Raw genomic sequence first — 20843 nt, 5'->3', positions numbered from 1 at the left:
CGACCGGGGGCCCGCTCGTGACCTGGGGGGATTCGACGCATGCCGACACCCGAGCAGATCTGGGAGGACGCCGATCTCGCCACCCGGCGCCTGGCCGGAGTCGCCCTGAACCCCTCGGCTCCGCAGGACCTCCTGCTGCGCCTGCTGGCGAAGGCGCCGCTCGCCGTACGGATGGTGCTGTGCCGGGACCGGGTGCTGCCCGAGGCGGTCGTCGACGCCGTCGTCGGACATCCCGACCACCACACCCGTAGCTTCTTCGCCCGCAATCCGCACGTCGCCCCGGACCAGCGGGTGCGGCTGGTGGACGATCCGCACTGGTTCGTCCGTGCTCATCTCGCCGACGCCCCCCGGGTGACCGCCCCCGCCGAGCCCCGGCCGCTGCCCGACGACGCCGTCGTCCACATGATGAACACCTACGATCCGGAGCACCTGGGCGGCACCTTCTACCGGCAGTTCTCCCTCGCGCTGCGCCGCTCCATGGCCACGCATCCGGACGCGAAGGTCCGCGCCTGGGGAGTCGGCATGTGGGGATGGCAGGACGCGAGGACGCGGGCCGCGCTGCTGGCGGACCCCGACGACGAGGTGCGCAGGCGCGCGCAGGACCGGCTGCGGCACGAGGATCCGGTGTGGGTGGAGAGCGTGCTGCCCGACCGGTCCTGCCACGCACGCACCGGCGCACTGCTCCACGACGCTCTCAGCAGGGCCGTCGTGGACGGCGTCCTCACCGCTCCGGCCGGTCCCGAGGACCGGCGGATGATCGCGGGCAACCCCGGTCTCCCGCCCGACGTCGTGGTCCTGCTGGCCGCCGATCCCGACCCGGAGGTCAGGTGGCACATCGCGCGCCGCACGGACCTCGCTCCCGTCGAACGCCGCGCGCTGGTCTGCGATCCCGAACCCGACGTACGCCGGATGGTGGCCCGCCACCGCGACCTCGACCACGACGAGCTCCGTGCCCTCGCGGCCGATCCGGATCCGGAGGTCCGGCTGTCCGTGTCCCTGCACCCCGCGTGGACCGAGGAGGAACGGGCCGCGATCGACTACGAGGTCCCCCTGGACGAGCCGTTCTGCTACTACCCCGAGCGGCTGGACCCAAGAAACCCCGAAGACGTCCGCCGGGACGCGCTCTCCGGTCACCCGATGCTGCGCCGGCAGGCGGCACGGGAACGGAACCTGCCGCCCGACCTCGTGGCCCGGCTGGCCGCCGACGACGACCTCGGCGTCCGCGTCCTGCTGGCCCAGAACCAACCGGACGTCCCCGCGGCCCTCCTGCTGCGCGGCTTCCTCGAGTACACCGGGCCCGAGCGCGCCCACCTCGCCACCCGGCCCCACTTCCCGACGGACGGGCTCGCCGCCCACGCCGACGACGAGGACCCCGCCGTCCGGGCCCTCGCCGCCCGCGACCCCCGGACCCCGCCGGCCACCGTGGCGCGGCTCACCCGGGACCCCGACCCCGTCGTCCGGGCGGCGTTCGCGCGCCACCCGAACCTGCCGCCCTCCCTGCTGGCGCGGCTCCTCGACGACGAGGAGCTGGCCCACCACGCCGCCGCCAACCCGGCCCTGGCCGAGGGCACCCTCCGCGCCCTGGTGGGCGCTCCGCCGGTCAGCTGACAGCCCGCAGCGCCTCCAACGCCCGCGCGGTCTGCGGGTACCGGGCGAGCAGGACCGCTCCGGACGACCCGACGGCGGGGCTCTCCCACGTCCCGTCGCAGCCGAGCAGGGCCGCCAGCGCGTCGCAGGTCGCCGGGTGCGCGGCGAGGAGCGGCAGGCCGCCCGCGCCGCTCGCCGCCGACTCCCCCGGCACGCGTGGCGGTCCCTGCGGGAGGCACCACGGCGGCACCCAGGTGTCCAGCTCGGCGAGCCGGGCGGGGAAGACCCGGCCCGCCTCGCGGATCAGCAGCGGGGACTGTTCGGCGCCGTCGGCCCGCAGCGTGCCGATGAGGGTCGGCAGCCAGGGCAGCAGCACCGAGTCCGGGAGCCGGGCGAACGCGTTCGACACGGCCTCGACGACGAAGTCGGCCAGGCCCGGCACCGGTTCCAGGGCGTGCACGAACCCGCTCAGATAGCGCGGATAGGCTGGCACCACCAGCGGGTTGCCGAGCAGCTCCGCACAACGCTCCCGCAGGGCCGCCCTCGGCAGGGTGCCCAGGTGGGTCTGCGCCGCCCACAGCAGGGCGGTGCGGGACGGCTCGGCCGGGTGGCACTGGGCGAGGGCCAGTTCGAGCTGGGTGCGGTCGCAGCCCAGGGACAGCGCCAGGCCCTCCATGCCGAACAGGAAGCCCAGCATCGCGGCGACCTGGCGGACGGTCGCGTCGTCGTCGGTGAACGCCGTCGGCAGCAGGGTGCAGTAGTGCGCGTAACCGGTCTTGACGAAGGACTCGATCCAGGGCGGGAGCACCGGTTCGGCGGTCCGGTAGTGGGCCAGCAGCCGGCGTACCCGGCGCAGCACCTCCGGCGCGCCGTCGACGCCGCGCTCGCTCGCCAGGACCTCCAGGGCCCGGGTGCCGAGCTCGTCGGCGAGACGGCGGCTGCGCAGGTGGAGGATGGCGTCCTCGACGGCCTCCAGCACCTGGGCCGCCGTGGCCTGCGGGGCGTACGCGGCGCGCCGCAGGCGCTGTTCGAGAACCTGCTCGATGCTGACGCCCTCGTAGCCCAGCTCGATGAGGGCGCGCTGGTGGGTGCCCAGGGCCAGGTCCCAGGACTCCTGGATGGGGTGTTCGCCGAGGCGGCGTTCGCCCATGACGGGCCGGGCCGCGCCCTGCGGCAGCAGCCGGCGCAGCATCCACAGCAGGTCGGAGCAGCGTGCCAGTTCCGGCCGCGCGGCGATGTCCAGCAGCGCGCGCTGCACTCCGCGCTGCTGGAGCTTCAGCTCCAGCGGAGCGAGCCGGTCGTGCACGTCACGGGCCAGCGGCGGCAACGCGTCGTAGCCGACCTGGCCGACGCGGTCGCCACCCATCATGATCTCGACCAGCCGGCCCACGTCGCGCCGGCCCGGCACGGCGTCCTTCTCGATACAGGTGACGGCCGCGTCCTGGAAGTCGTACGGCGTCGGCTTGGCGCGGTCGCGCATCCCGGCCAGCAGGATCGACGTCTCGAAGACGGCGATGGCGTCGGCGGTGGAGGCGAGGTACCCGTTGCGACGCGCGGCGCGCACGATCTCCACGGACCAGCCGAGCAGTTCGGCCTCGTCGAGGGCGTCGAGGGCGGGAGGCCGACGGAGGAAACCCGTGAGCCGGTCGGCGGCCGGGCCCGCCTGCGCGGGGGGCGTCGGGGCGAGGGCCTTTCCCGGCTTCGCACTCTTCCTCGTGCCCGCCTGGCCCTCCAGGCGGAACGGGCGGACGCCGGTGCGCCTGACGTTCTTCGCCCATTCCGTCGCGGCGATGGACACCGAGCCCGCGGCCAGTGCGAACTGCGCTTCGATCGCGCCGTGGCTGGACGGGATCAGGCCGTGCCGCCACTCGGTGCCGCTCGGCGGGCTGATGGTGAAGGTGTCGCTGCCGTGCACACCGAACTCCGCTACCCGGCTGGCCGCGTGGAAGGCGCCGCAGACGTAGAGGCAGTCGGCGGGGTCGGCGCCGGTGGCGGCGAGATGCTCGCGCATCCGCGTCCACATGTACCGCTCGCGGTCCTCGTCCACCCGTACCTTGCGCGGGTCGCCGGGGGCGAGGCGCCGGAAGAGGCTGCCGATGAGCAGCATCACCTGGCGGTAGGTGTCGTGGTCGCTGTCGCCGAGGGGCAGTTCGACGTACTGGTGCCACCACTCCGACCAGTGCCGTACCCGGCCGTGGCGGAGCAGGTGCTCCTCCAGCTCGGCGAAGCGCGGGCGCAGGTCGCCGATCTCCACACCGACGGCGTCGCCGTGCAGGGCGGTCTGCTCCGCCGCCTCCGGCGCGTCGGGATCCCCGGCGCTGTCGCCTTCGCCGTCGGGTCCGGTCTCCCACTGGAAGACATGGTCCGAGGAGCGGTCGACGAGGACGAGTTCGACGCCCGGGGTGTCGAGCGCGTATGCGATGGCCTGGTACTCGGCGGAGGCCTCGGTGACGGGGGCGACCACCGAGAGCGGCGCCCAGTCGGCGGGGAAGCCCTCGATCTCGCTCGCGAAGGACTGGACCGCCACCGGCAGACGGCAGTTGCGCAGCTCGGTGAGGAGGGGGGCCATGTCCTCGCACAGCTCGAGGTAGATCGTCCTCGGCTGCTTCTCGCGCAGCCGGCGGGCCATGGCGATGGCCGAGGCCGGTGAGTGGTGGCAGACGGGGAAGATCTCCAGGGGTTCGCTCACCGCGCGTTCGACGTCGTCGACGATGCCCCGCAGGATCCCCTCCAGCGCCGCCGGACCGTCGGCGAACGTCGAGGCGGCGTCCTGGAGCTGGGTGCGCAGGGCGGTGAACGTGCCCTCGGGGGTCGCGCTCACGACAGGGTCGCGATCGCGTCGCGGCCGCCCTCGAGGAACTCCGGCCAGGAGCCCCCTTCCTCCTTGCTGCGCGGTTCGACGACGCCGTGCAGGTACTTGTTGAGGATCGCGAGGTCCTCCGGTGCGCGCCGGGCCAGGGAACCGACGAGGGAGGAGGCGAGGGTGCGGGCGGTGAGGGCGCGTTCGCCGAAGAAGTTGCTGTGCAGGACGGCGTCCTCGAGGACACCGATCTGCTCGGCGGTGGACAGGGCGGACTCCAGCTTCTCGTCGTCGCTGCCGGCGGCGGCCGACGAGGCCCGCAGGTCGGCGAAGCTGCGCAGCAGCACGTCCAGCAGGGTCGGCGGGACGTCGAGTTCGATCCGGTGGCGGCGCAGCAGTTCCTCGGTGCGGAAGCGGACGATCTCCGCCTCGCTCTTCTTGTTCGTCACCACCGGGATCCGCACGAAGTTGAAGCGGCGCTTGAGTGCCGAGGAGAGGTCGTTGACGCCCCGGTCCCGGCTGTTGGCGGTGGCGATGACCGAGAAGCCGGGCTTGGCGAACACGATGTTGTCGCTGTCCTGGTCGCTGCCCAGTTCCGGGACCGAGATGTACTTCTCGGAGAGGATCGAGATCAGCGCGTCCTGGACGTCGCTGGTGGAGCGGGTGAGCTCCTCGAAGCGGCCGATCGCTCCGGTCTCCATCGCGGTCATGATCGGCGAGGGGATCATCGACTCGCGTGACTGGCCCTTGGCGATGACCATCGAGACGTTCCACGAGTACTTGATGTGGTCCTCGGTGGTGCCCGCCGTGCCCTGCACGACCAGCGTGGAGTTGCGGGAGATCGCGGCGGACAGCAGCTCGGCCAGCCAGCTCTTTCCGGTGCCGGGGTCGCCGATGAGGAGCAGGCCCCGGTCGGAGGCGAGGGTGACGATGGAGCGCTCGACGAAGCTGCGGTCGCCGAACCACTTCGGGGCGATCTCCCGGTCGAGGCCGTCGGCGCGCTCGGAGCCGAGGACGAACAGGCGGACCATCTTCGGGGACAGCCGCCAGGAGAACGGTTTGGGGTTGTCGTCGATCGACTCCAGCCAGTCGAGTTCCTCGGCGTACTTGAGCTCGGCGGGGGCGCGCAGCAGGTCGGTCATCGAGGGCCTTTCCAGGAGGTACGTGTGTCGAGGGACGGGTGGGTCAGGTGAGGAACGTCTTGAGTTCGTGGACGAGCTTGTCGATGTGACCGGAGATCACCGGTGTGCCGAGGGTCTTGAACCGCTCCCGGAACCATGGGTTGACCTCCTGCCGGCCGGAGCTGGTCACCGAGCCGACGGGGATGAACTTCACGCCGGAGCGGTGGACTTCCTCGATGCCCTCGAACAGCGGCTGGGAGCGGTCGAACTCGTAGAAGTCGGAGATCCACACCAGCACGGTGTTCTTGGGCTCGGCGATCTTCGGGCGGGCCATGGCCATGGCCACGGGACCGTCGTTGCCGCCGCCCAGCTTGGTCCGCAGCAGCACCTCGAACGGCTCGTGCACCCAGGGGGTGAGGTCGATGGCGCGGGTGTCGTAAGCGATGAGGTGCACGTCGACCTTGGGCAGTCCGGCGAAGATCGACGCCAGGATGGTGCAGTTGACCATGGAGTCGACCATCGAGCCCGACTGGTCCACGACCACGACGAGCCGCTGCGGGGTCGTCCTGCGCGCGGTGTGGCGGTAGTAGAGGCGGTCGACGTAGAGGCGTTCCTCTTCGGGGCTGTAGTTGGTGAGGTTCTTCCAGATCGTGCGGTCGAGGTCGAGGTTGCGGTACACCCGCTTGGGCGGGACCGAGCGGTCGAGCGCGCCGACCGTGGTCTTCTCCACCTGGGTGCGCAGCACGTCGGCGACCTCGTCGACGAAGCGGCGGATCAGCGACTTGGCGTTGGCGAGGGCGACGCCGGAGAGGTTGCTCTTGTCGCGCAGCAACTGCTCGATCAGCGACATGCTCGGGGTGAGCCGTGCGGCGAGCTCGGGGTCGGCGAGCACTTCGCGCAGATGCATGCGCCGGACGAGGTCCGCTTCGATGGCGCCGAGTTCCGGGCCGAGACCGGGGACGAGTCCGCCGGGGTCGGGTGTCGTGCCGCGCCCGCCGCGCAACTCCCCCGGCCTGCTGCCGAGGGCGCGCTCCAGCCGGCCGGCGTCGCTCTGCCAGCGGGACAGCTGTCCGGCGCTGACGGCCCCCGAGCCGGTGGAGAAGACGTTCAGCAGCACCTTGGACACGAGCGCCGCGCGCCGCACCTCCACCGCACGGTCACGCGCGTCCTCGTCGGCCGTGGCCTCCGTGTCCGTGTCCGTGTCGGTCTCGGTGTCGGGAACCATCAACCCGTCGAATTCCGCGGCCAGTTCGGGGTGGCGCTGGACGATGGAGTCGACGGAGGTCTGTGGGTCGAGGAGCGCGGGCGGCAGGCCGATGTCCTCGACGACGGCGAGGCTCGCCGATTCCAGGCCGGCCTGCTCCTCGGGGTCGAAGAGGCGGGCCAGCAGCCGCCAGTAGAGGACCTGGCGGCGGTTGTCGTCGGGAACGGCTTCCGGCATGGGGTCGCTCATTTCCTCAGCAGCCTTCCCGCTCGCTCGCGCAGGACGGTCACGGCGTCGGTGGCGGCCTTCTCGGCCCGGACGCCGGTCTTGTCGGTGGTACCGCCGGCCCACGCTCCCGCGTGCAGGGCGACGGCCTTCCTGCGCACCGTGGTCTCCACCGCGAGCGGCTGGAGACGGAAGCCGCCGCCGTCCCAGCGCAGCAGGCCCACGCAGGCACGGGAGGCCGCGACGGCCTCGGGCGTGAGCGGGCTCGCGGTGGGGATGCGGTCGGTGTCGACGGGGAGCGCGTGTCCGGCGAAGGTGAAGGTGAGCGTGTCGCCGTCCTGCCCGCTGCCGTAGCCCTCCAGGAACACCGGCTCGGCGATGCGTGCCGGGTGGCGGTCCAGGGGTGTGGTGGGCAGGGCGGTGGCGGTCGGGAGGACGACCCGTGCGGTGGCGAGGGCATCGGCGGGCTCTCCCGCACGGGCTCGGGCGTCGTCCCAGATGAGGTCGCCCTCGTCGGTGAGGGGCATGGCGTCGAGGTCCATCGCCCGGCCTTCGCCGAGGGCGGTGAGCAGCGACAGGTGTGGCCGCAGCAGCTGCCAGACGCCCGCCGCGACGACGGTGTCCGGCTTGGGCACCGAGACGCTCGCACGGACCAGCCGGGGCGCGGTGCCGTCGGCGGGTTCGAACACCGCGTGGACCTGGGCCTGCGCGGCCGTGGCGTGTTCGTGCAGGTCGAGGCCGAGCGGCAGCAGCCGGCCGGTGGCGGCCGTGACGGCGCTCCGGTCGGCTGCGCCGGGCATCGTCAGCAGCAGGGCACGGGACCACAGGTCGCCCCAGCGGCGCGCGGGGATCCTGTCCAGGGCCGATCCGGGGCAGGAGGCGGCGAGTTCGGCGGCGAATCCGTCGAGCAGGGTGGCCAGCCGGCGCAGCTCGGGGTCGGGCAGCATCGCGGAGACGATGGGCGCGGCTGCGCCGGCCAGCTCGTGGTCGATGCCCTGCCAGCCGGTACGCGCCAGGTCCGACAGCCAGGTGCGGGCGGCCGCCAGCAGGTTCACCGCCGGCCGTGCGGCGGGGGCCTCGGCCGTCCGCTCCTCGCGCGTGCGGCCGGTCACCTCGTCGGCGCCGGCCGTGAGGGCGTCGTGCACGGCACCGAGCAGGGCGGTGCGGGCGGCGGCGAGGGTGACGAAGTGGTCCTCGCCCGCGGCTCCGGCCGCGGCCTTCGCGGCAGCCTCGGCGACCCGGGCGGCAGGCGGGCTGCCGGCGAGGGCGCGGGCGAGCACGGTGAGACCGTCCGCCTGTTCGGGCCCCGGGCGCAGCAGTCCGGTGACCAGGGTCCGGTCGAAGGCGTCGACCGCCGCCAGTGCCTCGCCGAGTCCCTCGACGGGTGCGGTCAGCAGGGCGGCGTGTTCCCCCGGGGTCGTGCCGCGCCCGCCGCGGGGTGCCCGCGGGACGTCCACCGCCCGGGTCGGCGGGAACCACTGGAGCTCCGGGAGCGGGGCGGTGACCGCGGGCAGCTCCAGGTAGGCCAGGTGGCGCAGGAACCGGCTGAAGACGGGTGCGGCGGCCGACTTGCCGTCCGCCCGGGGTGGGCGGGTGCCGGTCATCGCGGCGGTGAGGGCGGCGGCGTCGGGCTCACCGCCCGTGGGCTCGACACGCAGGTAGCGGGCCACGCGGCCGGCGCCGTACTGGAGCACGGCCTCGGTGACCAGCGCACGGATGTGGTTGCAGAACGAGCCCCGCGCGCCGCCGCAGGGACGGTTGTTGTTGGTGCTGCACGCGAAGGCGTAGGTGCCGGCGGCCACCGACGAGACGTACACCCGCTCGATGTCCGAGCCGCTGGAGACGACGCCCTGGAGGCGTCCGTCGGCCAGTTCGACGAAGGGGACCTTGGCGAGCTTGCGGGGCCGTGCGGGCGGCACCACCCGGGCCGTACTCGAATTCTCCCAGTCGGACAACGCACCAGCTCCTTTGCGGCACAGGGCTCCGCACGCCGAATCGGCGCAGCACAGGGGGGTTGTCGCGCCGGATTCGGTGCGACAACGACGAACTTACCGGCGACCACTGACAACGCCGTCCGCGTCGAAGGGAGGACGGGAGCACGCCGTGCGTGCCCACGGAAGGACCTCGTCCGTATGCCGGTCGGCGCGGGGCCGGACGTCCCGGCTCTTCTAGAATTCCGGTGATCATGCCCGGGGGCGACGGCGGGGGCATGTCGGTGCGGACGGGTACGGAGGGGCGGGGTTGAGCGGGGAGCAGGCGGCGTTCGGAGCGCTGCTGCGGGAGTTTCGGCTGGCCGCGTCGCAGACCATCGAGGGCCTGGCGGAGGCGTCGGGCGTGAGCGTGCGGGGCATCGGGGACCTGGAGCGCGGGCGGCGGGCGGCTCCGCAGCGGCGGACGGTCGCCGCGCTCGCGGACGGTCTGGGCCTGGCCGAGGCGCCGCGGGAGCGGCTGCTCACGGCCGCGCGGGCCGGGCGCGACGGAGGCTACCGCCCGGTCGGGGTGAGGGCGTTCCCGCGCGGCGTCGACGACTTCGTCGGCCGGGAGGGGGAGTTGGCGCGGCTGGCGGCGCTCGCCGAGCGCGAAGCCGTCGCCCAGCCGGTGGTGGTGGCGGTGTCCGGGCCACCGGGCACCGGCAAGACGACGCTGGCGCTGCACGCGGCCCGCGGTCTCGCCGACCGTTTTCCGCACGGGCAGTTGGTCCTGGACCTGCGCGGCACGGACGATGATCCGCCCGGTCCCGCCGAACTGGTGCTGCGGGTGCTGAAGGCCCTTCAGGTGTCGGACCGGGACCTCTCCCAGGCCGGGCCGCAGGGCCACCCGGAGCTGTACCGGCAGCTGTTGGCGGAGCGGCGCTGTCTGCTGGTCCTGGACAACGCGCGCGACGAGGGGCAGGTGCGTCCGCTGTTGCCGGCCGCGGGGGCGGGCATGGTGGTGGTGACGAGCCGTCGCATGCTGACCGGGCTGGACAGTGTGCACCGGCTGCCGCTCGGTGAACTGGACCCCGGTGCGGCCGCCGAACTTCTGACCTCCCTCGTCGGAGCCGACCGGGCGGACACCGACCCGGCCGCCGTGCGTGCGGTCGCCGAGCGCTGCGGACACCTGCCGCTCGCCCTGCGGGTGGCGGGCAACTGGCTGGCCACCCGCACCGGTTGGAGCGTTCGCCGGCTGGCGGACCGGCTCGCCGTCGAGGAGCGGAGGCTGGACGCCCTGGCCGCCGGGGACGTACGGGTGGCCGCCGCCTTCGACCTGTCCTACCGCCAGCTGACGCCCGCGGCCGCCCGGCTGTTCCGGCGCCTCGCCCTGGTCCCCGGCCAGGACACGGCGGCACCCGGCGCCGCCCGGCTCACGGATCAGCCCGTGTTCGACGCCGAGGACACCCTGGAGGAGCTGGTCGAGACCGGGCTGCTGGGAACGGACGGGGACCGCTACCGGCTGCACGACCTGCTGCGGCTGTACGCCCGGACCCGTCTGGAGGCCGAGGAGAGCGCGCGGGACGTGGAGCGGGCGCGCGCGGAGCTCTTCCGCTGGCTGCTGGAGACCGCGGTCGTCGCGGGCCGCTGGTTCGAGCCGGGCCACGGCGCTCCGCCGCCCGCCTGGCGGGGAACGGTCGACCTGTCGTCCGCGGGCCGGGCCCGGGCCTGGCTTCAGGCGGAGGGCGACAACTGGCTGGCCGCTCTGCGCGCGGCCGAGGCCGCCGGTGAGCACGCGAGCGTGGTGGAGGTGGCAGAGGCCCTGCACTGGTTCTCCGACCAGTGGATCTTCTGGGGACACTGGCCCGAGGTCTTCGGCACGGCCGCCCGCTGCGCGCGGCCCTGGGCGATCCGGCGTTGGAAGCCACCCAGCTCAACTACCACGCCTGGGCGCTGCTCGTGTGCGAGCGCCGCCACCAGGACAGTCTGCTGCGCTCCGCCGCGGCCCTCGCCGCGGCCGAACGGGCGGGCGACGCGGGCCAGCAGGCCTGGGCCCACATGTACCAGGGCTGGGCGCTGCAGCAGATCAGCGACCTCGGTCCCGCCGCGGACCACATGCAGCGCGCCGCCCGGTTGTTCGAAACCGTCGGTGACCTGCACGGTGGTCTCCAGGCCCGGCACGGGCGTGCCATCGTCCTGGCGAAACAGGGTCTGACCGAGGAGGCGCACGCGTTCTACCTGGACACGCTCGCCCTGCTGGAGCAGGTCAGCGACCGGCTGGAACGGCCCTGTTCTCGTATAGCTACCGCAAGGTGGCTTGTAGCGCTCAGTAACCTTCCGGCCACAGTTGTGCTCTTCTGATCTTCTCTCCGGCTCCGCCTCGCCACCCTGTGGTGATCCAACTGGTTGGGCGAGGGAGCACGGGTGCGGCAGGACTGGGAGCCGGAAGACCTGATCGAGGTCTGGACGCTGCTCGAAGACGACATGAAGAAGGTGCGGAACAAGTCCGGGGCGACCCGGTTGGGCTTCGCGCTGTTGCTCAAGTTCTTCGAGGTGGAGGCCCGGTTCCCGGAGTCCGCCAAGGAGATGCCCGCGGCGGCGGTGGAGTACGTGGCCCAGCAGGTGAAGGTGCCCGCCGGGGCGTGGACGGACTACCACTGGCAGGGCGACCGGATCAAGCGGCACCGCAAGGAGATCCGGGAGGCGTACGGGTTCAGAGCGAACACCGAGGAGGACCAGGAGCGGCTGGCCGAATGGCTGGCCGCCGAGCTGTGTCCGGTGGAGTTGTCACGGGAGCGGCTGGCGGAGGCGGTGGTGGCCCGCTGCCGTAACGACCGTATCGAGCCGCCGGCCCCGGGGCGGGTCGGGCGGCTGGTGGGCAAGGCGGTCACGGACTTCGAGGCCCGGTTCTGCCGCAGCCGGGTAGAGCGGATCTCGCACGCGACGCGCTCGCGCTTGGAAGATCTGGTCGCCGGCAGCGGGGACGAGACGGGCGGGGGAGCAGACGGTGAAGGTGCGGTGTCGGGCGGCGGGCGGTCGCACTTCGCCGAGTTGAAGGCCGACCCGGGGGCGCCAGGGCTGGAGAGCCTGCTGGCGGAGGTGAACAAGCTGAACCGGGTGCGGCGGTTGGAGTTGCCCGCGGACTTGTTCGCGGACGTGTCGGAGAAGGTGGTGGACGCGTGGCGGGCGCGGGCGGCGAAGGAGTACCCGGCGAACCTGGAGCGGATGAAGCCGCCGCGGCGGCTGACGCTGCTGGCCGCGCTGTGTTATGTGCGGCAGACGGAGATCACCGATTCGCTGGTGGACCTGTTCATCCAGCTCGTGCTGAAGATCAACACCCGGGCGGAGCGGAAGGTCGATAAGGAGCTGAACGCCGAGCTGAAGAAGGTCCGGGGCAAGGAGGGGATGCTGCTGCGGGTCGCGGAGGCGGCGCTGTCGGAGCCGTCCGGCACGGTGCGGCGTGTGATCTATCCAGCGGTCGGCGGGGAGAAGACGCTGAAGGCACTGGCGGCGGAGGCCGCGGCGAACGAGGCCCGCTACAAGGCGAGGGTCCGTACGGTGCTGCGGTCGTCGTACTCGGCGCACTGGCGGCGGATGCTCTCGCCGCTGCTGGGCGCGTTGGAGCTGAAGTGCAACAACACGGCCTACCGGCCGGTGATGGACGCGATCGATCTGCTCCAGCGGTACCTGGAGCAGCCGCTGAAGGAGGGCGCGTTCTTCGATCCGGCGGAGAGTGTGCCGCTGACGGGCGTGATGCCCGAGCAGTGGCGGGCGGCGGTGGTGGACGAGAAGGGGCGTGTCGAGCGCATCCCGTACGAGCTGTGCGTGCTGGTGGCGCTGCGGGACGCGGTGCGGCGCCGGGAGATCTGGGTGGTGGGGGCGAACCGGTGGCGTGACCCGGAGGATGAGCTGCCGGCGGACTTCGAGGACAACCGGGACGTGCACTACGCCGCGCTGGGTCAGCCGCAGGACGCCGGGGAGTTCATCGCCGCTCTGCAAGGCAAGCTCCGCACCATGCTGGACCGCTTCGAACGCGCCCTGGCGGAGGGCACGACGGGCGGGGTGGCGATCGTCAAGAAACACAGCGAGCCGTGGATCAGGGTCTCCCCGCGCGGTAAGCAGGAGGAGCCCGAGTCCCTGGTGGCGGTCAAGGGCGAGATCGAGCGGCGCTGGGGCACCATCGACCTGCTGGACATCCTGAAGTACGCCGAGTTCGACACGGACTTCATCGCCGAGTTCACCTCGGTCGCCACCAGGGAGAACCTGTCCAAGGACGTGCTGCGGCGCCGCCTGCTGCTGGTCCTGTTCGGCCTGGGCACGAACATGGGGATAAAGCGGGTCGCGGTGACCGGCAAGCACGGCGAGAGCGAGGCGACGCTGCGCAGGGTGCGGCATCTGTTCGTCAACCGCGCCAACATGCGCGCCGCCCTGCGGAAGCTGGTGAACGCCGCCTTCGCCGTCCGGGACGAGATGTGGTGGGGAACCGGCACCGCGTGCGCCTCCGACAGCCGCAAGTTCGGTGCCTGGTCCTCGAACCTGATGACCCGCGCGCCCCGCAGGAGGGGGAGGAGGCCGCAGCCCCGGCGTGACACCCGGGTTCCGGCCAGTGCCTGCGCTCTCTGCCACGCCTGGAGACGCGGCTAAGGATTCCGGCGGGGAAGCCTGGGCGCCGCATCCGCCGTCCGGGGCAGGTCGTTGTACATCGGGAGGACCGCCGCCGACTGGCGGGGGCGGGGCAGCGGGAGGGAACGCCGACGTGGACGTGGTCGACCCATACGAGGAACTGAAGAAGCACAAGGCCGAGGCGGAGGCGCGCTTCGCCTCCGAGGCCAAGGGCGCCTGGATGAGCGTGCTGAGGAACGAGGGTCCGTACCGGCACCTGCGCTTCGCTGCGTCACCGCGACGAGGCGTTCACGATCGGCGTCGCGGTCATCCTCGGCCAGGAGGACGCGCACGTGGTCCGCTGCCCGGTGTGCGGAACCCGCTTCGCCCTGGGCTACGGACACCAGCCCACACTGCCGCAGCAGGCCGAGCTCCTCCACTCCGTGTATCGCCTCCGCGCGGACGCGATACACGGAGTGGAGGTTGTGAGGACCGGGCGTCGAGCGAGGGCCGTCGACGCGCCGAATCTGGTCCCGCCGCGATCGTCGACCGTGACGGGGATCTGGGAGCGGCGGCCCTGAGTTGGCGTGCGATCCTGGATGCGATCGGACCGCTGGACCCGGCCCGCAGGGGTGGCCGCTACCAGGTTGTCGCTGACCTGCCGGCGCCCTACTGCAGGTCACTGAATCCACGCTGCTGATGAGCTGTGGAGTCGGTGCAGGTCAGCATGGGGAGGAGAGCCCCTCCTTGCTCCGGCTACTGGAAGTAGCCCCAGCCCTGGTTGGCGCTGCCGTCGCACGTGAACTGGGCGGCCGTCGCACCGTTGGCGGTGCTGGCGCCATCGATGCCCAGGCACTTGCCGCTCTTGCGGTTGTGCAGCTCGAAGGTGTACGCGTCGCGGTCGACCTGCACCCAGTCCTGGTTGGCGTCGCCGGACCCGTTCGCGATGATGGCGGCCGCGCCGTTGGCGGTGCTGGCGCCGTCGATGCCGAGGTTGCGGCCGGAGTAGTTCTCGAAGCTGTAGTAGCCGCCGTCGGTGATCCGCGTCCACAGCTGCGTCAGGGAGTCGGCGTTGAAGGGCTGCTGAACGACCTTGGTCCCGTTGGCGGAGCTGCCGCCCAAGGGCTGGATGTACTTCTGGGACTTCACGTTCCGGATGCCGTAGTACGCGGCCGCGGCCACGGACTTGCCATCGGCGGAGGCGGACTTGACGTCCTGAAGTGCCACGGGCTTCAGGTCACTGTCACTACTGTGCGACGACTGGGCGTCCGCGATGGCAGGGCTGGCCAGCGCCATCAGGGTTCCGGCCAGAGCGGCCACGAGAACCTGCTTGGGGCGTCTGGTGCGCATGCTACGTCTCCTTGCTGTAGGTGCTCTGTGTGTTACCGAGAGCACTCAATCAGGCTTAACGATGATCTCGCTAGTACGTTCGAACATCTCGACTGAAAGCGCTTGCTTGACAAGGGTCAGGTGCACGTGCGGTAGGGCGAGATCCTGCGCAAGTCCCGGCCGGGCGGCTGTTCGGAGTGGATACGATTCAGCCTCGGTGCAGGCTTCGGCCTGCGGTTTCCTGGATCTGCTGACGCTGGGCGTAATCGCCACGGTCTCGTTTTGGGGCTAACGGCACCAGCTCGCGCACGCTTGATCATTCCTGTGACACCCCAGGTGAACACTCGAGAGGCGCCGGACGTGAACATGGGTATGGAACCCCCCACCCCGACTTCCCCGACGGAGGTACGATCACCCTCCGTGCCCCCGCAGTTACCCCTGACGGTCCGGCCGGTTCGTACATCACGCTTGGGCTGGCTCGATGCACTGCGCGGCATCGCGGCGCTCGTCGTGGTCTTCGACCACTCCTCGTACTCCTTCATGGCCGAATTCCGGCGGCAACTGATGCCGGAGTTCAACACCAGCCGGTACGGCATCATGGTGTTCTTCCTGGTGAGCGGCTACATCATCCCCGCCTCGCTCGAACGGCGAGGCAGCATCCGGACCTTCTGGATCGGGCGGATCTTCCGCATCTACCCGCTGTGGGCAGCCGTTGCCGCGGCTGTCCTCGGGGCCCATCTACTAGGCATCGCGGAGATCCGCGACTTCGGCGGGGAGAGCGTCGCTGCGGTCGTCATCGCCCATGTCACGTTGTTCCAGGAGTTGCTGGGCACTCCCAACCTTCTCCTTGTCCTGTGGACGCTCTCGTATGAGATGGCCTTCTACTTGCTGGTCGTCGCCCTTTTCTCGGTCCGCCTTCACCAGCGGTCAGCCACGTACGCCGTCGCCTTGGCGGCGCTCGCCGCCGTCAGCGTGACGGCAGGGGCTGCGCTACCCGTTTCTGCTCTGTCCGGGGCGGTGGGCGTTGCCCCACTGGTAGTCGCTGTTGCGATCACCATGGCGGTCGCTATCGGCTGCGCGAGCGCACAATCTCCCATACTCCGGGTGTCCGGTGCGGTGCTGGGAGGCCTGCTGGCCCTCGTACTGGTCACGTGCAACGGCACGGTCCCCATGTGGGAAGGGCTGGTGATCCTTGCCGTGATGTTCCTCGGCACAGCCGTCTACCGGGCCGAAAGCGGTCAGAGTAGTTGGCGGTATGCGGCAAGCGCCGCCGCTGTGGTGGTGGTGTGTGCTGTGGGAAGTGCGTATCGGTACGGCGGAGGGGCCAACTTCACCGGGCGGGGCTGGATTGTGGCGTTCCTGCTGGCGGTGGCCACTTTCGGTATTGGGCTGGCGTTTCGGCGCCGGCGGATACCGCGGTGGCTGATTGGGCTGGGAACGATCAGCTACTCGGTGTACTTGGTGCACCCGGTGTTGCTGGCGGTGTCCGATGGCACGATCGGGCGCTGGGAGCGGAACAATCTCGTGCTGGAAATCGCGTTCTATGCCGTGCTGCTGCCTGTGAGTGCGTTGACCTACCGGTGTGTCGAAGCACCATGCCAGGCGTGGGGTCGAAGGTTGATAGGTCGTATTCACGCCGCGCGACGGGAATCTGCTCCCGAGGGCGCTGCGTTGATATCCGGAGCCCGTGACGCCCCGGACCAATGAGGGTCGGAGCGTTGCAGGTTGGCTCCTAGCGCTGGACGGTCTGGATGAGGGTAACTGGCCGAAACGGATAGCAGGACTCGCTCCGGCCGATCGCTGCCGGTTATCGCGGTGGGGTGGTCGGCCTTCGTCTCTGACTGCCGATCAGGTCCCCTGGCGCCGCGAGGCCGTCGGCCGGCGTTGGCTTGTCAGCCAGCGCGCCGCCCGCCGGGTCTGCCGCACTGGGGACTTGACCGGCGCCCACGAACTTTCGCGCCCCCGCTGTGTTCCGCCGGTCTCCGGCCTCCTCGCCCGGTTGAATGGTGTTCGCAAACGATCGAATGACGACAGGCTCGGCGGGTGTCCAATGAACCCGGACTTTTCGGGGCTCCGGTCCAATGAGATCCGATGACGACTGATGACAGGGTTTGCTGACAGCTAAGGTCTGATCCGCCGACAGAAACGGGGGCAGCATGGCCAACCTGGTCTACAAGCGGGTTTCGACCGACCAGCAGTCGACCGACCGTCAGAACCTCGTCCTGGACGAGGCCGGGATCGAAGACCCGGTCGTCTTCGAGGAAGACCCCGGCACCTCCAGCCGCCTCCACCCGCTCCAGCGGCCGAAGTTCGGTGAGCTGCTCACCTACGCGCGGCCGGGCGACACCGTGCACATCTCTCCGAGATGTTCCGCCTCGTACGCGGCACCGGCCACATCCTCGACGTACTCGGCATCTTCCACCGCGACCGCCTCGCCCTGCGCATCCACGACGGAGCGTTCTCCGCCATGGACCTCACCGCCCGCCACCCGCGCACCGGAGAACTGCTGGCCACCGTGAAGTTCATGGTGCAGACCCTCGCCGCCGCCGGCGAACTCCAACGCGACCTCCAGCGCGAGCTGACCTACGACGGACTGCGGGCCGCCGAGGCCAAGGGCAACAAGGGCGGCCGCCGCCCGGCCGTCACGGCAGCGAAGGCCGCCGCCGTACGCGCCGGGTACCTGGGCGGCCAGTCCATCGCCGCCCTCGCCCGCGACCACCACGTCAGCCGCGGCGCCATCCGAACCGCCGTCGCCGACCTCATGCCCGAGCACGCCGCCGTCGACCAGGACATCCCAGCCCAGGAGCTGCCGATCGTCCTCGACATGCCGGGCAAGGTCGCTGACTTCCTCCCCACGGCCGACCTGGAGCCCGCCGAGCGCGGCGCGCTCGACCAGGGCGTGACCGTACGACGCGGCCTGGGCTACACACTCCGCGTGAGCGCCATGCCCTCGGTCCACCGCCAACTCCTCGGCCGCTGCCAGCCGCTTGACGCCCTCTCCGCAATCCCGGCCCAGCGCAAGGCCCGCCGCGAGTACGCGAATCGCGTCAATGCCCTCGGAACCGAAACCTCGCAGTAAGCCGTCAGCGCTTCGAAACCAAGAGGCTTCCGACCTGGGAGATGTCGGAGGCGCCCGCTGTTCCGCTGGTCACCGGCACCTTCGGATCGAAGGGCATCGGCCGATCACAGCCTGTCAAAACTTCTCACAGCAACACCGGTTTCCTGGTCCGTTCCTCCTCGGCACAGCAACGCGACCGCAACCCATGGTTACTCAGCGCTACACGCCACTTGGCGACAGCTATACGAGAGCAGGGCCGGAACCGCACATCGCCGACATCACCCGGATCGGGCTGCACGCGGGCCTGGGCAGCAGCTTCGGCGTGCTGGAGCGCTGGCCGGAGGCGGTGGACCAGCTGACCACCGCCGTCGCGATCTGCCGGGCCACCGGCAACACCGCCCTGGAAAGCCGTCAGCTGCTCAACCTCGGCAACGCGCTGCTGTCCGCCGGACGCCCGGCGGAGGCGCGCGCGGCCTTCGCGCGCTGTGTCTCCCTGGGTGTCCATGCCGACCCGCGATCCGTCGCCGGGGCCCGCGGCCTCCTCGCCCGTCTCGACGCGCCCTGACCCCGCGTCCCGTCCCCGGTCCGCCGCGACACGGGGACAGGGGCGGGGGCGGCGCACGCCGCCGACGGGCGAGGTCCCTCGCCGTGCCACCCATCCTGCTCCCGCGGGCTCCCCCGTGTCTTGTCCCGGAGCGCACCGCGCTGTTCTCTCAGCGCACGGCGGACGACCGTGCCGGCGCGGCCCGCGTTTCTGCCTGCTTCCTGCCTGGAGCCCGCCGAGAACCGCTGATTGGCTGATGAAGGCGGGGAGAGCGGGCCGTCGTCCGCCTCGCCCCCGCCCGTTTCGCACAGGTGGAGAGGAGGGCCGGGTGGCCCTGGTGCTGACGACCGCTGCGGTTCCCGACGGGGAGCGGCTCGCGTACTGGCGGGACGCGCTGGGCAGAGCGCTGGTGCCGACGGCCGTCACCGCGCGGCACGACGGTCCGTTCGAGGGCCGGGTCTCCTCCGAGCGGCTGGGATACCTGCGCATCGCCACGATCGAGGGCGGCGCGCAGCGCCTGAGCCGCACTCCGGCGCACCTCACCGGCGCGGACCCGGCCGTCGCGTGCGTGGCGGTCGGGGTGCAGACAGCGGGTACGGCGATCCTGGTCCAGGACGGCCGGCGGGCCTTCGTGGGCGAGGGCGACCTCGTGGTCTACGACACGGGCCGGCCGTACGCCCTGGACTTCCCGGGGCGCTTCACCACCCACGTCGTCCACCTGCCGCGGCGGGCGCTCGGTCTGCCGGAGGAGGACCTGCGCCGGGTCACCGGGACCGCGATCGCCGGGACGACGGGCTTCGGCGCCCTGCTGGTGAACTTCCTGACCTCGCTGACCGCCTCGGTACCGCCCTGCGCCCCGGCCGTCGCCACCAGGCTGGCCACGGGTGTCGTGGACCTCTTCGCCACCCTGGTCGAGGAGCGGACCCAGGACGACGCGGCACCGGACGAGAACCAGGGGGATCACCTGGTCCTGCGGGTCCGCGACCACATCGACCGCCACCTCGGCGATCCGGACCTCTGCCCCCGGACCGTCGCGGCGGCGCATCACATCTCCGTGCGCTATCTGCACCGGCTGTTCGAGGGCGAGGGCATCACGGTGGCCCGGCTGATCCAGCGGCGCCGGCTGGAGCGCTGCGCCCGGGAACTGCACCGGCCCGACGCGACGGCTCCCACGGTGTCGGCGGTCGCCCAGCGCTGGGGTTTCGCCAACCCGGCCCACTTCAGCCGGGTGTTCCGCGCGGCCTACGGGCGTTCCCCCCGTGAGTGGCGCGGGGCGCGGGACGGGCTGCTCCCGACCGGCTGAGGCGCCGTCCTCACGCGATCAGGAACGGCTCGCCTCACCTCGGTGCGCGGCTTCGGCCGGTCGTCCACGTGTACAGCAGCGCCGTCCCGGCGACCGTGGCCGCCGCTGTGCCGAGGGCGCACAGGCCGCCGCGTGAGCGCCAGGACAGCACCGAGCCGGTCGAGTGGGCGGACAGCACCGAACCCGCGCTCAGCCAGGAGCCCGCGGAGACGAAGGACACGGCGGAGCCCACCGACCCCACGGACAGGAAACTGCCGACCGAGGCGATGGACAGCGAGCTGCCCACGGAGCCGATGGAGAGGAACGAGTCGACGGAGCCGATCGACAGCGCCGAGTTCTTCGACCACAGCGAACGCCAGGACCCTTCGGCGCCGGCCCCTTCGGTCACGGCCCGTGTCGCGGCCCACGTCCCGGATCTCGTGCCGGATCTGGTGCTGGATCTGGTCATGCTTCGATCATAGGAGCGGACGGGTCAGGAGGGCGGCCAGTCGCGGTAGGCGATACGGGCCCGGTCGTGGATCTCGCCGACGGTGCCCCACTCGTTGCGGCCCAGCCGGGCCAGGGGCCGCAGGAGCCGGATGTCGGGGAGTCCGTCGACGACGACGTCCTCGTGCACGGCGGCGTGCACGACCTCGCCGAGGACCAGGGTGGAGTCGCCGATGCGGAGCGTGGAGTGCAGCCGGCACTCCAGAGCCACCGGGGAGGCGGCCACGCGGGGCGGCTTCACCCGCAGCGAGGGTTCCCGCTCGATGCCGACCGCGTCGAACTCGCTCTCGTGCGCGGGAAAGTCGGTGCCGGTGGCGTTGATCTGATCGAAGAGCGGCTCGGACGCGAAGTTGACCACGAACTCGCCGCCGGCCTCGACGTTGCGCAGCGAGTCCTTGCGTCCGACGGAGGTGAACTGGACGATCGGCGGGTCGGTACAGGCGACCGTGAAGAAGGAGTGCGGGGCGAGGTTGGCGGTCGTGCCGTCCGCCGCCAGGGTCGACACCCAGGCGATCGGCCGGGGTACGACGACGGCGGTGAGCAGCCGGTAGAAGGCTCCCCCGCCCAGGGATCCGGGATCGTAGTCAACGCGCATGTCGGCCAGTTCTACCCGACCCGCCCCCCACAGGCGGAAATCGGGCCGTCGGGCGCGCCGGTCCCCTCGGGGACCGGCG

15 protein-coding genes and 1 pseudogene are annotated in these 20843 nt (G+C 71.7%); 8 read left to right on the top strand and 8 right to left on the bottom strand.

Annotation, left to right across the window (positions count from 1 at the left end; translation table 11 throughout):
- The first annotated feature begins 39 nt into the window (after positions 1-39).
- Complete coding sequence (locus tag QQM72_RS29450; protein WP_314223872.1) at positions 40-1608, top strand: hypothetical protein; 1569 nt, start codon at positions 40-42, stop codon at positions 1606-1608.
- Here QQM72_RS29450 and QQM72_RS29445 read toward each other — a convergent pair.
- From QQM72_RS29445 to QQM72_RS29425, 5 genes and pseudogenes are all read right to left on the bottom strand, one after another.
- Positions 1601-4408: a DUF5682 family protein gene (locus tag QQM72_RS29445; RefSeq protein ID WP_314223871.1), complete on the bottom strand. Its 2808-nt coding sequence runs from the start codon at positions 4406-4408 to the stop codon at positions 1601-1603. The two genes, QQM72_RS29450 and QQM72_RS29445, sit on opposite strands and share 8 nt — an antisense overlap.
- Entirely contained in the window at positions 4405-5529 is a 1125-nt protein-coding gene (locus QQM72_RS29440; protein WP_314223870.1) for an ATP-binding protein, read from the bottom strand. Before QQM72_RS29440 ends, QQM72_RS29445 begins: the two co-directional genes overlap by 4 nt.
- Positions 5530-5572: 43 nt before the next feature.
- Complete coding sequence (locus QQM72_RS29435; RefSeq protein ID WP_314223869.1) at positions 5573-6949, bottom strand: VWA domain-containing protein; 1377 nt, start codon at positions 6947-6949, stop codon at positions 5573-5575.
- A gap of 8 nt (positions 6950-6957) precedes the next feature.
- Positions 6958-8394 carry a hypothetical protein gene (locus QQM72_RS29430; RefSeq protein ID WP_399079163.1) on the bottom strand — a complete coding sequence of 479 codons (1437 nt, stop codon included), beginning with the start codon at positions 8392-8394 and terminating at the stop codon, positions 6958-6960.
- A pseudogene (locus tag QQM72_RS29425) lies at positions 8392-8892 on the bottom strand (hypothetical protein); the annotation flags it as partial. The pseudogene QQM72_RS29425 and the gene QQM72_RS29430, both read right to left, overlap by 3 nt.
- 286 nt (positions 8893-9178) lie before the next feature.
- Here QQM72_RS29425 and QQM72_RS29420 point away from each other — a divergent pair.
- Together QQM72_RS29420 and QQM72_RS29415 are read left to right on the top strand one after the other, a co-directional pair.
- Positions 9179-11062 (top strand): ATP-binding protein, encoded by a 1884-nt coding sequence (locus tag QQM72_RS29420; protein ID WP_314223868.1) that lies wholly within the window; start codon positions 9179-9181, stop codon positions 11060-11062.
- Positions 11063-11271: 209 nt separating this feature from the next.
- A complete protein-coding gene (locus tag QQM72_RS29415; protein ID WP_314223867.1) occupies positions 11272-13491 on the top strand; it encodes a DUF4158 domain-containing protein in 2220 nt (739 codons plus the stop codon).
- A gap of 714 nt (positions 13492-14205) precedes the next feature.
- On the opposite strand, the gene QQM72_RS29410 is transcribed toward QQM72_RS29415, so the two are convergent.
- Positions 14206-14799 carry an RICIN domain-containing protein gene (locus tag QQM72_RS29410; protein ID WP_314223866.1) on the bottom strand — a complete coding sequence of 198 codons (594 nt, stop codon included), beginning with the start codon at positions 14797-14799 and terminating at the stop codon, positions 14206-14208.
- Between the two features lie 399 nt (positions 14800-15198).
- Here QQM72_RS29410 and QQM72_RS29405 point away from each other — a divergent pair, with 399 nt between their 5' ends.
- The 5 genes from QQM72_RS29405 (at position 15199) to QQM72_RS29385 (ending at position 19683) form a co-directional block, all read left to right on the top strand.
- A complete protein-coding gene (locus QQM72_RS29405; protein ID WP_399079056.1) occupies positions 15199-16485 on the top strand; it encodes an acyltransferase family protein in 1287 nt (428 codons plus the stop codon).
- A gap of 449 nt (positions 16486-16934) precedes the next feature.
- Positions 16935-17297: a recombinase family protein gene (locus QQM72_RS29400; RefSeq protein ID WP_314223865.1), complete on the top strand. Its 363-nt coding sequence runs from the start codon at positions 16935-16937 to the stop codon at positions 17295-17297.
- Positions 17192-17857 (top strand): hypothetical protein, encoded by a 666-nt coding sequence (locus QQM72_RS29395; protein ID WP_314223995.1) that lies wholly within the window; start codon positions 17192-17194, stop codon positions 17855-17857. The genes QQM72_RS29400 and QQM72_RS29395 overlap by 106 nt, the downstream gene beginning before the upstream one ends.
- Before the next feature lie 184 nt (positions 17858-18041).
- A complete protein-coding gene (locus QQM72_RS29390; RefSeq protein WP_314223864.1) occupies positions 18042-18401 on the top strand; it encodes a tetratricopeptide repeat protein in 360 nt (119 codons plus the stop codon).
- 307 nt (positions 18402-18708) lie between these two features.
- A complete protein-coding gene (locus QQM72_RS29385) occupies positions 18709-19683 on the top strand; it encodes an AraC-like ligand-binding domain-containing protein (RefSeq protein ID WP_314223863.1) in 975 nt (324 codons plus the stop codon).
- 34 nt (positions 19684-19717) lie between these two features.
- On the opposite strand, the gene QQM72_RS29380 is transcribed toward QQM72_RS29385, so the two are convergent.
- Both QQM72_RS29380 and QQM72_RS29375 read right to left on the bottom strand, forming a co-directional pair.
- Positions 19718-20131, bottom strand: a complete 414-nt coding sequence (locus QQM72_RS29380; RefSeq protein ID WP_314223862.1) for a hypothetical protein — start codon at positions 20129-20131, stop codon at positions 19718-19720.
- Between the two features lie 24 nt (positions 20132-20155).
- Positions 20156-20764: a flavin reductase family protein gene (locus QQM72_RS29375; protein WP_314223861.1), complete on the bottom strand. Its 609-nt coding sequence runs from the start codon at positions 20762-20764 to the stop codon at positions 20156-20158.
- Positions 20765-20843 lie beyond the last annotated feature (79 nt).

This window comes from Streptomyces zaehneri, from assembly GCF_032248645.1.
Taxonomy (GTDB): Bacteria; Actinomycetota; Actinomycetes; order Streptomycetales; family Streptomycetaceae; genus Streptomyces; species Streptomyces coriariae.
Note: the sequence above shows the minus strand (reverse complement) of the source record. Positions and strands in the feature narration are given on the sequence as shown.

Coding starts and splice junctions, on each gene's coding strand:
- QQM72_RS29450 (WP_314223872.1), top strand. CDS start 40: ATGCCGACACCCGAGCAGATCTGGGAGGACGCCGATCTCGCCACCCGG.
- QQM72_RS29410 (WP_314223866.1), bottom strand. CDS start 14,799: ATGCGCACCAGACGCCCCAAGCAGGTTCTCGTGGCCGCTCTGGCCGGA.
- QQM72_RS29440 (WP_314223870.1), bottom strand. CDS start 5,529: ATGACCGACCTGCTGCGCGCCCCCGCCGAGCTCAAGTACGCCGAGGAA.
- QQM72_RS29380 (WP_314223862.1), bottom strand. CDS start 20,131: ATGACCAGATCCAGCACCAGATCCGGCACGAGATCCGGGACGTGGGCC.
- QQM72_RS29375 (WP_314223861.1), bottom strand. CDS start 20,764: ATGCGCGTTGACTACGATCCCGGATCCCTGGGCGGGGGAGCCTTCTAC.
- QQM72_RS29390 (WP_314223864.1), top strand. CDS start 18,042: ATGGTTACTCAGCGCTACACGCCACTTGGCGACAGCTATACGAGAGCA.
- QQM72_RS29435 (WP_314223869.1), bottom strand. CDS start 6,949: ATGCCGGAAGCCGTTCCCGACGACAACCGCCGCCAGGTCCTCTACTGG.
- QQM72_RS29400 (WP_314223865.1), top strand. CDS start 16,935: ATGGCCAACCTGGTCTACAAGCGGGTTTCGACCGACCAGCAGTCGACC.